General features: G+C 51.5%; 11 protein-coding genes. 1 reads left to right on the top strand and 10 read right to left on the bottom strand.

The genetic code is table 11. The annotated features are described in order from the left end of the window. Nucleotides 1–16 precede the first annotated feature (16 nt). From HGKM_RS03980 to HGKM_RS03935, 10 genes are all read right to left on the bottom strand, one after another. Nucleotides 17–1,039: an ABC transporter permease subunit gene (locus HGKM_RS03980; RefSeq protein WP_019134047.1), complete on the bottom strand. Its 1,023-nt coding sequence runs from the start codon at nucleotides 1,037–1,039 to the stop codon at nucleotides 17–19. Continuing rightward, the gene (locus HGKM_RS03975; RefSeq protein ID WP_019134046.1) at nucleotides 1,032–2,567 is read right to left on the bottom strand and encodes a sugar ABC transporter ATP-binding protein; all 1,536 of its coding nucleotides are present in this window, start codon (nucleotides 2,565–2,567) and stop codon (nucleotides 1,032–1,034) included. The genes HGKM_RS03980 and HGKM_RS03975 overlap by 8 nt, the downstream gene beginning before the upstream one ends. A gap of 147 nt (nucleotides 2,568–2,714) precedes the next feature. Beyond that, nucleotides 2,715–3,854 carry a galactose ABC transporter substrate-binding protein gene (locus HGKM_RS03970; RefSeq protein WP_019134045.1) on the bottom strand — a complete coding sequence of 380 codons (1,140 nt, stop codon included), beginning with the start codon at nucleotides 3,852–3,854 and terminating at the stop codon, nucleotides 2,715–2,717. A gap of 248 nt (nucleotides 3,855–4,102) precedes the next feature. Then, nucleotides 4,103–5,977 carry an ABC transporter ATP-binding protein gene (locus HGKM_RS03965; protein ID WP_019134044.1) on the bottom strand — a complete coding sequence of 625 codons (1,875 nt, stop codon included), beginning with the start codon at nucleotides 5,975–5,977 and terminating at the stop codon, nucleotides 4,103–4,105. After that, nucleotides 5,961–7,781, bottom strand: a complete 1,821-nt coding sequence (locus HGKM_RS03960; protein WP_019134043.1) for an ABC transporter ATP-binding protein — start codon at nucleotides 7,779–7,781, stop codon at nucleotides 5,961–5,963. Before HGKM_RS03960 ends, HGKM_RS03965 begins: the two co-directional genes overlap by 17 nt. Nucleotides 7,782–7,790: 9 nt before the next feature. Beyond that, nucleotides 7,791–8,813, bottom strand: coding sequence for a DNA polymerase III subunit delta (gene holA, locus HGKM_RS03955; RefSeq protein ID WP_019134042.1), 1,023 nt, complete (start codon nucleotides 8,811–8,813; stop codon nucleotides 7,791–7,793). Between the two features lie 12 nt (nucleotides 8,814–8,825). Next, nucleotides 8,826–9,896 carry an ABC transporter substrate-binding protein gene (locus tag HGKM_RS03950; protein ID WP_019134041.1) on the bottom strand — a complete coding sequence of 357 codons (1,071 nt, stop codon included), beginning with the start codon at nucleotides 9,894–9,896 and terminating at the stop codon, nucleotides 8,826–8,828. Nucleotide 9,897: 1 nt separating this feature from the next. Next, nucleotides 9,898–10,677, bottom strand: coding sequence for an ABC transporter permease (locus HGKM_RS03945; protein ID WP_019134040.1), 780 nt, complete (start codon nucleotides 10,675–10,677; stop codon nucleotides 9,898–9,900). Further along, nucleotides 10,674–11,504 carry an ABC transporter permease gene (locus HGKM_RS03940; protein WP_019134039.1) on the bottom strand — a complete coding sequence of 277 codons (831 nt, stop codon included), beginning with the start codon at nucleotides 11,502–11,504 and terminating at the stop codon, nucleotides 10,674–10,676. Before HGKM_RS03940 ends, HGKM_RS03945 begins: the two co-directional genes overlap by 4 nt. Beyond that, entirely contained in the window at nucleotides 11,501–12,553 is a 1,053-nt protein-coding gene (locus HGKM_RS03935; RefSeq protein WP_019134038.1) for an ABC transporter ATP-binding protein, read from the bottom strand. The genes HGKM_RS03940 and HGKM_RS03935 overlap by 4 nt, the downstream gene beginning before the upstream one ends. 190 nt (nucleotides 12,554–12,743) lie before the next feature. Between HGKM_RS03935 and tpx the strand changes: the two genes are divergently transcribed. Continuing rightward, on the top strand, nucleotides 12,744–13,256 hold the full coding sequence (tpx, locus tag HGKM_RS03930) for a thiol peroxidase (protein WP_019134037.1): 513 nt from the start codon (nucleotides 12,744–12,746) through the stop codon (nucleotides 13,254–13,256). The last annotated feature ends 85 nt before the right edge of the window (nucleotides 13,257–13,341 follow it).

The raw sequence follows: 13,341 nt of genomic DNA, 5'->3' as shown, positions 1-13,341 counted from the left end.
AAAAACGCCTCAAAGACTATCTCTTCCGCATGGTCTTGCGGATATCGAGGGCAACAGCGATGACGATGACGGCACCCTGGAAGATATTGGTCATTTCCGGAGTGATACCCAGGAACTGGAGGCAGGTCTTCAAAAGTTCGAAAACCAGGACGCCCAGGAGGACGCCGGGGACCGTTCCTACGCCGCCGGCGGTGGAAACGCCGCCGATGGTGGCTGCTGCAATGGCTTCCAGCTCGTAACCGGTTCCGGCGGAAACGGCTGCTGACCCGGTTTTAGCAGTCAGAAGGAATCCGGCCAGACCGTAGAGGAGACCGGCAATGGTATAAATTTTCAGCTTGGACCGCTGAGTATTCACGCCGGAGACTTCCGCTGCAATCTCATTGCCGCCGATGGCATACATATTCTTTCCGTAGGTGGTGTAGTTGTAGATCACATACATGACTACGCCAACGAGAAGGGCAACAAAGAAAACCCAGGGAATAATCAAACCGCCAATGGTCAAGCCCTGAGCACCGAAGCCGGTGAAGGTGTTATTGAGTGACCCGATGGGTTTGTTCTGGGAGAGGATCATGTTGGTTCCATAGATGGCAATCTGGGTACCCAGGGTGGCGATAAAGGGCGGAACATGCAGGAAGGCGACAACGCAGCCGTTCAGCAGGCCAACCAGGGCACCTAGGGCCAAGGCAGCTAAAAAGGCGACGGGAATGGGCGATCCGGCAATCCCTTCATAAAGAACGCCGGGAGCTTCCGGACGTTGGAGCATAAGAGCAGTGAGCACTGAAGTTAAACCTACAACACGGCCTGCAGAAAGGTCTGTCCCTCGTGTGATCAAGCAACCGGAAACACCAAGAGCAATCACAAAGCGGACGGAAACATTGGCCAGGATATTCTTCAGGTTAATAAAGCTGACAAAGTTATCGGCGGAAAATGATGTGTAAATCACCATAGCGAAGATGACGACAATTAAGGCATTCTCAATCAGCCAATCCTTCACCGAGGTCTTGCGAATGTCAGCCGGTTTTTTTATCTTTTCACTCATGAGATTCTCCTTCTACAACATTCTTCGTCATGAACCGGGTGGCCAAGTCCATCACTTTTTCCTGGGTTGCCTCTTCAGCCGTGAGATAGCCGGAAATACGACCCTCACACATAACCATGATCCGGTCAGACATCCCGATAATTTCTCCCATCTCCGAGGAAATCATGATGACGGATTTTCCCTCCTTGGACAGGTTATCGATGATCTCATAAATTTCGTATTTTGCACCGACGTCGATGCCTCGTGTCGGCTCATCCAGGATATAGATATCCGGATCGGTGGCCAGCCAGCGGGAGAGAATGACTTTTTGCTGGTTGCCGCCGGATAGGTTATTGATATGAGTAGCAGCGGAAGGGGTCTTGATTCGAAGGGCGTCAATCCCCTTCTCGACCACCTCAGCCATCTTAGCGGTATTTAGGAGCCCGGTCGACTTTTTGTAACGGGACAAGGAGGAGATGGTGATGTTATCCCCTACGCCCAGGACGCCGAAAATCCCGGATCCTCTTCGGTCCTCTGTCACCAGGGCCAGGCCGTTCTTAATGGCTTCTTTGGGAGAATTGATCTCCACCTTTTTTCCATTGACAAAAAGCTCTCCTCCGGGTTCATGGAGGCGGAGGCCGAAAATGGATTCCATGAGTTCGGACCGTTGGGCGCCGACCAAGCCGGCTACGCCCAGAACCTCCCCCTTCTTTAACTTGAAGGAGCAGTCAACAAAGGAATGGGAGGTGGGTGAAGTGAAGCTTTTTACTTCCAAGGCGATGTCGTCTTTGGACTCATCCACATGGTCCGGATACTGGTTGGTCAGCTCCCGGCCGACCATGTGGCGGACGATTTCCTGGTTGGAAATTTTCTTGGCATCGAAGGTGCCAACGTATTTCCCGTCCCGCATGATGGTGACATCATCTGCAATCTCTTTGATCTCATCCATCTTGTGGGAGATATAAATAATTCCGATTCCTTGCTTACATAAATTTCGAATAATACCGAATAAGGTGTCAACCTCGTTCATGGTCAAAGAAGAGGTCGGCTCGTCCATAATGACGATATTGGCATGGTGGGAAATGGCCTTGGCAATTTCCACAGATTGTTGCTGGGAGATGGTCAGGTTGGCCAAAAGGGTGGTGGGGGGAACCTGAAGCCCAACGGCCTCCAAATAGCCCGCCGTCTCCTTGTTCATGGTTGCATGGTCCACGAAACCTCTTTTGGTCGGATAGTCTCCAAGGAAGAGGTTCTCTGCAATGGTCATCATGGGGATAGGTTGGAGTTCCTGGTGGATCATGGAGATACCGGCGTCAATGGCTTCCTTGGACGTCGTAAAGTTAACACTTTTTCCCTGGTAGAGAATATCTCCGCTGTCCTTTTTATAAATACCAAATAGGCACTTCATCAAGGTGGATTTCCCGGCACCGTTCTCCCCCATCAATGCATGGACCGTCCCCTTTCTCAAGGTTAAATTTGCATCATCAAGGGCTTGAACACCGGGAAAGGCCTTGTAAATATGTTTCATTTCTAGAATGATGTCATTCATAGATGGGCCCTTTCTAGGTCTGCGAAGAATCTTGTACAACTTCCGAAGTAAAGTCCGGTTTTAAGAGAGAAGAAATTAAGAAAACCGGCAATATATGGAAAAAAGGCACCGCTCAAGGGAGCGGTGCCTTATTCCCTATTGAATTACTTATTTGGCAGCATCACCATACTGCTCTTCGATACGCTTGTTATATTCTTCAACAGATTCTTCTTTGTAATCCAGGCGCTTGAGCTCAGCGTCTTCAGGCTTCAATACCTTGACGTAGTCATGCCAGTAATAAGAAGAAACGTCGTTACCGTCTAAGAGTTTGATGGCAACTTCAGCGGCGGTGTGGGCCTGGTTGAAGTAGTCATTCAAAACGGTACCGGTGAATTCGCCCTTGCCCAGGAGTTCGATGACTTCAGGAAGAGCATCAACGCCGACCAGGTAGATGTCTTCGTTGACTTTACGGCCGGCTCCATCAATAGCCTGCTTGGCACCCAGAGCCATTCCGTCGTTGTTACAGAAGATGACTTCAACGTCTTTACCATACTGGGAAAGGGCGTTGGCGGCAATTTCCTGACCCTTGGCCTGGTCCCAGTTTCCTCTCTGGGGTTCGCCCAGGGATTCAGCGGGGATGGTCTTCTGGAGGGTTTCCACGGAGTACTTAGTTCTCTGTTCAGCATCAACGTTTCCGGCATCGCCCATAATCATGACATAGTTGACTTTGCCGTCGCCATTGATGTCACCCTTCTTCTCCAGAGCGGCAATGATTTCACCCTGGTAGATTCCGGACTGACGAGCGTCAACACCAACGTAGGTGGTCTTTCCGGGCCAGATTTCCATGGTTTCGGTATTTGCTTCACGGTTGATCAGGACGACAGGGATGTTGGCCTGTTTAGCGGAATTGATCACCTGGTCAGCACCGGTCGGGTCGACGAGGTTGGCAATGATCAAGTCCTTGCCCTGAGCAATGAAGTTGTTGAGCTGTTCGGTCTGGGTGGCCTGGTCGTTTTTTCCATCCTGGAATTCGACGTTGTAGGTCACGCCATTCTTTTCCCCGAGTTCCTTGAAGTACTTGGCCAGTTCTTCACGGTACTGGGTCATGAAGTTATCGTTGTACTGGTAAATCGCGACACCGATGTCATAGCTTTTTCCAGCTTCAGCCGGTTTTTCAGAAGATTCTGGCTGGCTTTCGCTAGCAGGGGCTCCAGAGCTCTCCGCAGGGGTTTTGTTGCCACAAGCAGCAAAGGTGATCACCATTGCAAAGGCAACGAGAATCGTGAGTAATTTTTTACTTGTTTTCATTCATTCCTCCTTAGAATATAGCGATGCTTACTGCATAACTATTGGTAAGACAACGTTTCCAACAGGGGCCATGGATCATCGGAAATAATCCACTCGCCCTATCGGAATTCGTCCTACTTATCTTACATTATTTTTACCTCTTTGACAAATCTTTAAGGGAAGCAAACCGGTGAAAATGCTCTCATGATCTTCAATCCTTGGAAAGAATATCCTCATGCCCTAGTTTGTCGATTTCCTGACCTTCAGCTTTATTTTGTATAATACTGGGCCTGGGCCATCCAAAGATCATGGTATTTTCCTTTCCCACCAGCAAGAAGGTCTTTGTGGCTTCCTTGCTGAATAATTCTCCCCTCATGAAATACTGCAATTTCATCACAAAATTTACAAGAGGACAGACGGTGCGAAATAAAGATTGTTGTTTTATCTTGAGCGACTTGGTCAAATTTACTATATATTTCCGCCTCAGCTATAGGATCCAAGGCTGCCGTGGGCTCATCCAAGACAATAAAGGGGGCATCCTTATATAAAGCTCGGGCAATAGCAATCTTCTGCGCTTCTCCACCCGACAAGTCCACCCCTTTTTCCGAGAGATCCTTATAAAGCATGGTATCCAGTCCCTCTTCCATCCGCAGCAATCTCTCCCCAAATCCGGCTTCCACCAGGGCTTCTCGGGCTTTCTCCCGGTCATAGTCACTGCGACCCGCTACGTTATTTCCCAAAGCTTGTGCCAAGAGCTGAAAATCCTGGAAGACGACGGCAAAGAAAGTCATGTATTCATCATGGTTGTAATCCCGGATGTCAACCCCATTAAGAAGGATTTGCCCCTCCTGGGGATAGTAGAGGCGGCAAAGGAGCTTGATAAAAGTGGTTTTCCCACTTCCATTTTCACCCACAATCGCCAGACGGCGCCCCTGCTGAAAATGAAAATTAATATGGCGAAGTGCCCAAAGATCAGAGCCCGGATACTTGAAAGAGACATCCCTAAATTCCACTTCATACCGGAGGGCTCTTCCCTTGTTGAGGCTTCGCTCTCCCTTCCCCATGGCATTGGGGATGTCCAAAAATTGATAAATGGAGGTCAGGAATTCCGCATTGGTCTGCATATGGTTCATCGTTTCCAAGACCATGGCGGCATTTCCTGAAAAGGAGGTGACAGCCCGTACATATTGGGTGACGCTTCCGATCCCAAAGGCACCACCCAAGGCTTTTAAGCAGACAAAAAGATAAATTCCACCGGATAAAAGGGCAGATAGACCTGCAGCGAAAGCCGTCCTCAGCCCGACTGTCGTGGTTAGCAGTCGGTCAAAGTGTGAACCCACGCCAAAGATATTGACGGTATCAATATAATGGGCCATCAAATCTCCCTGGCAATAGATCCGCCGGTCCATGTCTTTTTCTTTATTTCCTAGCTTAACAAAACAAAAGTGGCTAAATAGTCGGTTTCCAAAACGCGATTCCTCTGCCAGATCACTCCAAACGGAATTGGCCTTCTTCCCCAGGGCCGGCCCCAGAAAAGTCACTCCAAGAATGAAAAGGAGGACCGTGACGATGAAGATCGGGTGGTTGAGTAGGGTCAAATCTCCCCCCGATGGAGGAACCATTTGGGTAAACAGGCTGACCGTCAAAGCAAAGGCTGAAAAGATCCCAAAAAGGCCTTCAACCGCTTGGGAAAAATACATGGTTAAATAATCGAAACCCCACCCTCCCCAATTGGTACTTTGCTGAATTTGGGTGAAGAGGTCCCGGACTTCCTGTTTATCGCAGTCCGCATAATCCATCTCAATAAATTTATCCGTATAGAGGGACTCATACCGGTTATAAAAGAGTTCATCTTTCACATTTTTCCACCGGTCCAAAACCGCCTGAAGGAGGTCAGTAACGATGGTAATGACCAGGATGAGGAAGACCCACCTGCCTAGGACTTCAGGACGGCGAAGGGAAGCCAGCTCATTGATGAGCCGGGCGGAGAGCCAGATGGAGACATAGGGAGAAATGGCTTTTACTCCGGCGGAAAGGATGAAAGGGACAAAGCAGGCCGGAGAAAGTCGGTTCATGTCGGCCACCGCTCTCCGATGGATGGCCAGGGTTTCCCGAAAGCCAATTGTGCTACTTTTCTTTTCCATTCTTCTCCCCTCCTTCCCGGTAATAGCGGCTTTGAACCTCAAAAAGATCCGCATAAGGACCACCTTTAGCGACCAGGTCCTCATGTTTTCCCTCTTCAAGAATGCCACCGTCTGCAATAAAAAGAATGCGGTCACAGAAGCGGGTGGAAGCCAAGCGGTGGGAGATAAAAAGGGAGGTCTTACCTGCCGTCATCCCCTCATACTTTCGATAAATTTCGCTTTCCGCAAGCGGATCCAGAGCTGCTGTGGGTTCATCCAAAACAAGAATGGGGCCATCTTTATAAAGAGCCCGAGCCAGCATCAATCTCTGAGTTTGACCGCCGGAAAGGACAATCCCGTCCAAATACACTTCCCGGCCAAGATGGGTGTCCATCCCCTTGGGGAGTCTATCTATGGTTTCCTTTAAGCCTGCTTGGTCCAAACAACGGAGGACCTTTTCTCGATCAAAATCCGCTGTCTGAGCAACACATTCGGCAATCGTGGTATCAAGAATGGAAAAATCCTGGAAGACGCCGGAAATAAGGGCATAGTATTCCCTACGGTTGAAGGCACGAATATCTTGACCATTCAAGAGGACCCGCCCCTCCGTGGGGTCATAGAAACCGCAAAAAAGCATGACCATTGTCGTCTTCCCCGCCCCATTCAGGCCTACCACAGCCAATCTTTCACCGGGATGGATCGTCAGGTTGATATGGTCCAAAATTTTCTTATCGCTTCCCGGATAGGCAAAGGAGACATCCTCGAAAGTTAACTCATAGTCATAGGCCAAAGGCAAAGGAAGCCCTTCCTCAAAGGAAAAAGGCTCCGGTAAGTGGAGGTATTCCTGGATTCGGGAAAGGGCGAGACTCTCTTTATGGAGCTGGTTGAATTGGGTCAAAATTCCCGTAATCCATGCCGTAAACCCGCCCACTGCAGAAAACAATAGTAGGAACTTGGATGCGGGCCAGCCCAGGTCCAAGGTCTGCTTGATTAAATAGGCATAGATTGCCCCATTCCGGAGGAAGCTGAGGGCCACATCCACCACGTTAGCCCAAAGATAGGCCTTCTCCCTCCGAACGAGGAAGGCGGATAGGGCCTTCATGGATTTCATCCTCAATTCCCTTAGCCAAGGAGCCAGGCCAAAAATTCGGATCTCCTTGGCCAAGGCCAGCTCACGTGGCTTTACTAAAAAGTAATTGATCTCCTTGTCGTAAACTTCCCTTTCTTCCTTGTGGCGGTATTCCCATTCATAAATATAATGGGAAATAAAAAATCCTCCTATAGCCGTCCCCATAACCAACAAAAGGAGGAGAGGATTGATATTCGAGAGCAAAAAAAGATAGACGATAAACCCTGCCACGTTTGTCAGAAGATCCGTGATGGTCCGCCAAATATGCTCAGCGGCATCGCTATTCCCATTGGTCGACCGCTTGGCTTGGGCCTCCAGTTTCAAAATTGCAGGGTCATGAATATTGGGATAGGAGGTATCCAGATTCTTTCTCGTTAATTGACGAATGATGGCTGTGCGAACATCAATTTCCCCCGGCATCCGGATGGTGGCAAGGTAGGCATTCAAGGCCTGGAAAAGAAAAAGACCACCGGTAAATAGGCAGATGGTAAGGAAAAGCTCTTGAACAGAAGCCTCTTTCTCCACCTGTGCCAAGATCTCCGGTGCAATAAAGAGTTGAACCAGGTTAAGGGCTAGAGAAACACCGACCACAGCCAGGCAGATGAAGAGGACACGTTTTTGGCTTTTCCAAGCCGTGGCTATCATGAAGGTCACGTTCTCCCAAATCGTATATTTGACTTTTTCATTCTCTCTCATACTTTCTCCCTAAATTGAGGCAAAAAACCGCTCCATCCCATCCAGGAGGTCATAGGACTTGGACTTCATTGCCACATCCATTTCAAAGAGCTTCCGGTGGAGGGCATAGAGTTCCTCCAGAGAATACTTATCAACGAAGCCCAAAAGCTTGCGGTATTCAAAGGAGGACAGGCCCAGACGCCGGGTTCCCTCCCCCAGGGAAATTCTCCGGGCCTTGAGGAGCTTGACCCCGATCAGGTTTCGGACTTGACGGATGGTCATATTAAAGACCATGCCGGCTTCCATGGAAATCTTTCGGAAGTCCTGGAAGATGGAGAGACAGTCGGACCGCTTGCGACCCCCAAAGGCATCCATGAGGGCAAAGATGGATTCCTCCAGGGGATCGGCCAAGGCAGCCTTGGCCTCTTCCAGGGAAAGTCGTCCCTCCCGGCTCATTCCTAAAGCAACATCGACCATGTTAGCCACAGAAAAGAGGGTGGTCTCCGACTGATAATCCAGATAGCCTGACCGGTCGGCCAGGAAGGCGGGCAGGGCCTTGTCCGCCCGGACCCCCTTGGCTCCCATCCTCTTATGGATGAAGGATTCCAAGGACCGGCGGTCCAGGCGGTAGAGGTCCACGTTTTGAAGATAAGGGGCCATCGCTTTGAAGACCTTCCCCTTAAAGGGGGCCTGGCCCAAAAAGTGGAGGAAGAGGATGGTGGACCGGTTGGGTTCTTTCAGGTAGCCGGCGAGAATCTCAAGAAGGGCCTCATTCTTCTTTACCTCATCCCTCTGGAGGGGGACATTTTCAATGACGATGGCCCGCCGGTCCCCCATAAAAGGCAGGGTCTCCGTCGCCGTCAGAAAGGACTCGCCGGAGAGGTCTTCAAAGGCTACTTCCTGGTAATTGAAATCCAGGAAGTTCCCGCCCAAAAGGTCTTTTTGAATGACCTCTTTCATGGAATCCCAAAGGAAGGGCTCGGTCACCCGGACCAGGTAGGCCGGTGTCCATGTCCCCTCATCCACTTGTCGAATCCATTCCACGTAATTCATGACAATCCTTTGCTATTGGTTCTTCACATCCTGCCATAGTTCATTGTAGACCTTGGTGAAATCCCCCATATCCTTGAAGGCTTCCAGCCGGTCCACCAAGCTTAGGTCGGGATAGGCCACAGGATCCTCCCGAATTTCCTCCGGGAGGGCCTCCTTTCCGGCCGTAGAGGGCAGGGAGTAGCCGATATATTCGGCATTGATGGCCGTGATGTCGGGCCGGGACATGAAGTTGATAAAAGCCTCGGCATTTTCCTTGTTGGCCGCCCCCTTGGGGATGGCCCAGGCATCAAACCAGATGTTGGTTCCCTCTTTGGGGATGACATAGGCCAGGTTCTCATTCCGCTCCAAGGCTTCAACCGCATCCCCCGAAAACATGACAGCCAGGGCGCACTCGTCGTTGATCATAATATCCTTGATCTGGTCCACCAGGTAGGCATAGACCAGGGGGCGTTGGGTGATGAGGTCTTTCTGGGCCTCGGCCAACTCCTCCTCCCTCTCGGAGTTCAGGGAATAACCTCGGCGGATGAGGCCGATGGCGAAAGAGTCCCGGGTGGAGTCCATCATGAGGATGTTTCGGCGGTAGTCCTCCTTCCAGAGGATGTCCCAGGAATCCACCTCCTCATGGACCATGGTCTTATTATAGACGATGCCGACCGTCCCCCAAAAGTAGGGAACCGAGTATTCCTGGGTCGGATCATAGGCCTGGTAGAGGAATTCCTTGTCGATGTATTTCATGTTGGGAATCTTGTCGTAGTCGATCTTTTCCAGGAGCCCGGCCTTCTTCATCTTGTCCAGCATGTAGTCGGAGGGGCAGATGAGGTCGTAGTTTGCACCGCCGGATTGGATCTTGACAAAGAGGTCCTCATTGGTCGCAAAGGTGGAGTAGACCACCTTGATCCCGGTTTCCTCCTCGAATTGTTTGACCAGGCTGGGGTCAATGTATTCCCCCCAGTTATAAATATTCACCACATTTCCGGTCTTTGTTCGGGTTCTCTGGCAACCGGTTAATAGAGGAAGAAGGAGGGCCAGGCTCAAGAGAAGAGCCAGAGAAAACATGCCTTTCTTTTTTAACAAACGAACCATATCAAATTCCTCCTTCCAGGGCTTGGAGGGACTTCTTGTTCACGCTCAAAAGGAGAAGAAGCATGGCCAGGAAGAGGAGGGTGGACATGGCGTTGATCTCCGGGTTGATCCCCCGCCGGGCCATGGAATAGACCAGGGTGGAGATGGTATCTACCCCGTTTCCTGTGGTAAAGAAGGAAATGGCGAAGTCGTCGATGGAGATGGTGAAAGCCATGAGGGCGCCGGAAACAATCCCCGGCTTCATGTAGGGGAGGACCACATAGCGGAAGGTCTGGAAGGGGGTGGCCCCCAGGTCCATGGCCGCTTCCGGGAGCGCCTTGGGCATGGTGACCAGGCGGGGAAGGACGGAGAGGACCACATAGGGAACGCAAAAGCCCACATGGGAGAGGAGGAGGGTGGCAAAGCCCGAGGGTAGGCGGAACAAGGCATAGAGGGCCATGAAACCTACCGCGGTCACGATATCGGGATTGATGACGATGATCTGGTTGATGACCGTGAGGGCCCGCTTGGCCCTCTTCCGGTAATAATAGATGGCCAATGCGCCCAGGCTGCCGATTAAGGTGGCGAAGAGAGTGGCCAGGAGGGCCACCAGGAGGGTATTCCGGAGGGCCAGGAGGATGGCCTCATTCCCCATGAGGCTTTGGTACCACTTCAAGGAGAAGCCCTCCCACCTCCCCCGGTTCTTTCCCGCATTAAAGGAAAAGACCATGAGGACCAGGATGGGGGCATAGAGAAAGAGATAAATCAGGGCCATGTAGACCCGTCTGAGATGTTTGTTCATGATTTTCCTCCCTTCCCGGATCTCTTCTTGGTGATTTCCTCTTCTTCCTCCTTGGTAAAGAGGAGGGAGAGGACCAGGAAGACCATGAGGATGACGGCCATGGAAAAGCCGTAATTCCAATTCCCCGTCACGGTAAATTGCTGTTCGATCACGTTTCCGATCAAATTGGTCTTGTTCCCGCCTAGGAGGGTGGAGATTTCAAAGGTGGAGATGGCCGGAATGAAGACCATGGAGATGCCGGAGAAAACCCCGGGAAGGGAGAGGGGGAAGGTGACCCGGCGGAAGGTCTGAAGCCGGTTTGCCCCCAGGTCATTGGCCGCCTCGACCAGGGACCGGTCCATCTTGGAAAGGGATGTGTAGATGGGAAGGACCATGAAGGGGAGGAAGTTATAGACCATGCCCAGGATGACGGCGTACTCCGTATAGAGGAGGTCAACCGGCCCCATCCCCAGGGAGACCAGGATGGTGGAGATGATTCCCTTCCGGGAAAGCAGGGTCATCCAGGAGTAGGTCCGGAGGAGGAAGTTCATCCACATGGGAATAATAATCAAGGTCATGGCCATGGGCCGGAAGCGGATGGATGTTTGGGCGATGAAATAGGCCATGGGATAGCCCAGGGCCAGGCAGATCAGGGTGGAGAGGAAGGCCACCCGGAGGGACTTGACCAGGGTGACCAGGGCCGGTCCGGTAAAGAAACGCTGGAAGTTGACCAGGCTGAAGGACCCATCCAGGCTGAAGGCATAGTAAAAAGTCATGACCAGGGGGACCAGGACAAAGATAAGGGCCCAGAGGAGGTAGGGACTGGTCAAGCGCCGGTAGCCCCTCATGAGTGGACCTCCGCCCGGGGCGTTTTATGCATATTTTGGATGTTTTCGGGGTCGATGTAGATGCCGACCATAGACCCCACGGGGGCGGTCCTGGTGGATTGGGCCAGGTAGACTTCGTTCCCGACCTGGAGCTGCATTTCGTAGTGGACTCCCTTGAAGAGGGAGGTCAGGACCTGGCCTTGGAGCATGCCCTTTTCCACGGGAACCAGCTCCACGTCCTCCGGACGGATGACCACATCCACCCTCTCCCCTGCCGGGAAAGCTTCATCCAAGCAGGTGAAGGTGTGGCCGGAGAAGGTCACCTTATCCCCCGCCTCCATAACTCCCTCGACGATGTTGGATTCCCCGATAAAGTCGGCCACAAAGCGGTTGACCGGCTCATTGTAGATGTCGATGGGGCGCCCGATCTGCTGGATATGGCCCTGGTTCATGACGACGATCCGGTCGGACATGGTCAGGGCTTCTTCCTGGTCGTGGGTGACGAAGATAAAAGTAACTCCGGTTTCCCGCTGGATCCTTTTGAGTTCGATCTGCATCCCCTTTCGGAGCTTAGCATCCAGGGCCGCCAGGGGCTCATCCAAAAGAAGGACCTCCGGCTCATTGACCAGGGCCCGAGCAATGGCCACCCGCTGCTGCTGGCCGCCCGAGAGCTGGTCGATGGTCCGCTTCTGGAAGCCGGATAAGTTTAATAAGCCCAGGATGTCATCCACCCGGGTCTTGATTTCTTTTTTGGGAACTTGTTTCAGGGTAAGGCCGAAGGCCACATTGTCCTCCACGTTGAGGTGAGGAAAAAGAGAATATTGCTGAAAAACCGTGTTGACCTCTCGGAGATGGGCAGGAAGGTCGGTGATGTCTTTTCCGTGGAAATAGACCTTCCCCTCATCCGGCTGGGTGAAGCCTCCGATGATCCGGAGGGTGGTTGTTTTCCCACAGCCTGAAGGGCCAAGCAAGGTGAGGAATTCATCCTCAATAATCGTTAGGTCTAAGTGGTCAAGGATGAGGTCATCACCGAAGGACTTAGACACGCCCACCAAATGTATTTGCTCCATGTGTTTCTCCTTTCCTCTCTTCCGGCTGGAAAGCTGCCTGGTCGGGTTCCCGAATGTAGTAGCTTTTGTAGAGCAATTGATTTATTGAATGTCGAACATTGGGTATAGTTTAAAGTGACGTCTTATTATACACGTCCAGACCAGAATTTACGATACGAAATCAAGGAAAAATGCTTGAAAGGAGCACGAAATGAATAAAAGAACCGGATTCAAAATGGGCGACAGCGAACTGACCCTCTTAGGGACAGAAATCAAGGTGGGTGACCAGGCCCCCGACTTCAACGCCGTTGACAAGGAACTCAACCCCGTCAGCCTGAAAAACTTCGACGGCAAGGTCAAGATCTTCTCCGCCGTCCCCTCCCTGGACACCCAGGTCTGCGAACTCCAGACTATGCGCTTCAACGAAGAAGTGGAAAAAATGGGCGATGAGGTCCGCCTCATGACCATCTCCATGGACCTCCCCTTTGCCGCCCAGCGTTTCTGCTCTTCCCACGATATTGAAAACTCGGTCATGGCCTCAGACTACCAGGACCGGTCCTTCGCCGAGAACTATGGCGCCCTCATCGATGAGCTCAAGCTCATCAACCGGTCCATCTTCGTCATCGACCGGGACAACAAGGTTCAATATGTGGAGTATGTGGAACAGAACACCAACTTCCCCGACTTCGATAAGGCTCTGGAAGCCGCTAAGGCTTGCCTCTAATACGCTAAGGCTTGCCTCTAATTGGAGAAATTCAAAAACCGGCAGGAAGGATTCGTCCTTCCTGCCGGTTTTTCTATGGATGAAG

This window comes from Kallipyga massiliensis ph2 (assembly GCF_000311985.1).
Taxonomy (GTDB): domain Bacteria; phylum Bacillota; class Clostridia; order Tissierellales; family Peptoniphilaceae; genus Kallipyga; species Kallipyga massiliensis.
This window is presented reverse-complemented; position numbering and strand designations above follow the sequence as displayed.

Excerpts from the sequence above, each read along its gene's own strand:
- HGKM_RS03940 (WP_019134039.1), bottom strand. The coding sequence starts at position 11,504 with ATGAGGGGCTACCGGCGCTTGACCAGTCCCTACCTCCTCTGGGCCCTT.
- HGKM_RS03965 (WP_019134044.1), bottom strand. The coding sequence starts at position 5,977 with ATGGAAAAGAAAAGTAGCACAATTGGCTTTCGGGAAACCCTGGCCATC.
- holA (WP_019134042.1), bottom strand. The coding sequence starts at position 8,813 with ATGAATTACGTGGAATGGATTCGACAAGTGGATGAGGGGACATGGACA.
- HGKM_RS03975 (WP_019134046.1), bottom strand. The coding sequence starts at position 2,567 with ATGAATGACATCATTCTAGAAATGAAACATATTTACAAGGCCTTTCCC.
- HGKM_RS03960 (WP_019134043.1), bottom strand. The coding sequence starts at position 7,781 with ATGAGAGAGAATGAAAAAGTCAAATATACGATTTGGGAGAACGTGACC.
- HGKM_RS03980 (WP_019134047.1), bottom strand. The coding sequence starts at position 1,039 with ATGAGTGAAAAGATAAAAAAACCGGCTGACATTCGCAAGACCTCGGTG.
- HGKM_RS03945 (WP_019134040.1), bottom strand. The coding sequence starts at position 10,677 with ATGAACAAACATCTCAGACGGGTCTACATGGCCCTGATTTATCTCTTT.
- HGKM_RS03935 (WP_019134038.1), bottom strand. The coding sequence starts at position 12,553 with ATGGAGCAAATACATTTGGTGGGCGTGTCTAAGTCCTTCGGTGATGAC.
- HGKM_RS03950 (WP_019134041.1), bottom strand. The coding sequence starts at position 9,896 with ATGGTTCGTTTGTTAAAAAAGAAAGGCATGTTTTCTCTGGCTCTTCTC.
- tpx (WP_019134037.1), top strand. The coding sequence starts at position 12,744 with ATGAATAAAAGAACCGGATTCAAAATGGGCGACAGCGAACTGACCCTC.
- HGKM_RS03970 (WP_019134045.1), bottom strand. The coding sequence starts at position 3,854 with ATGAAAACAAGTAAAAAATTACTCACGATTCTCGTTGCCTTTGCAATG.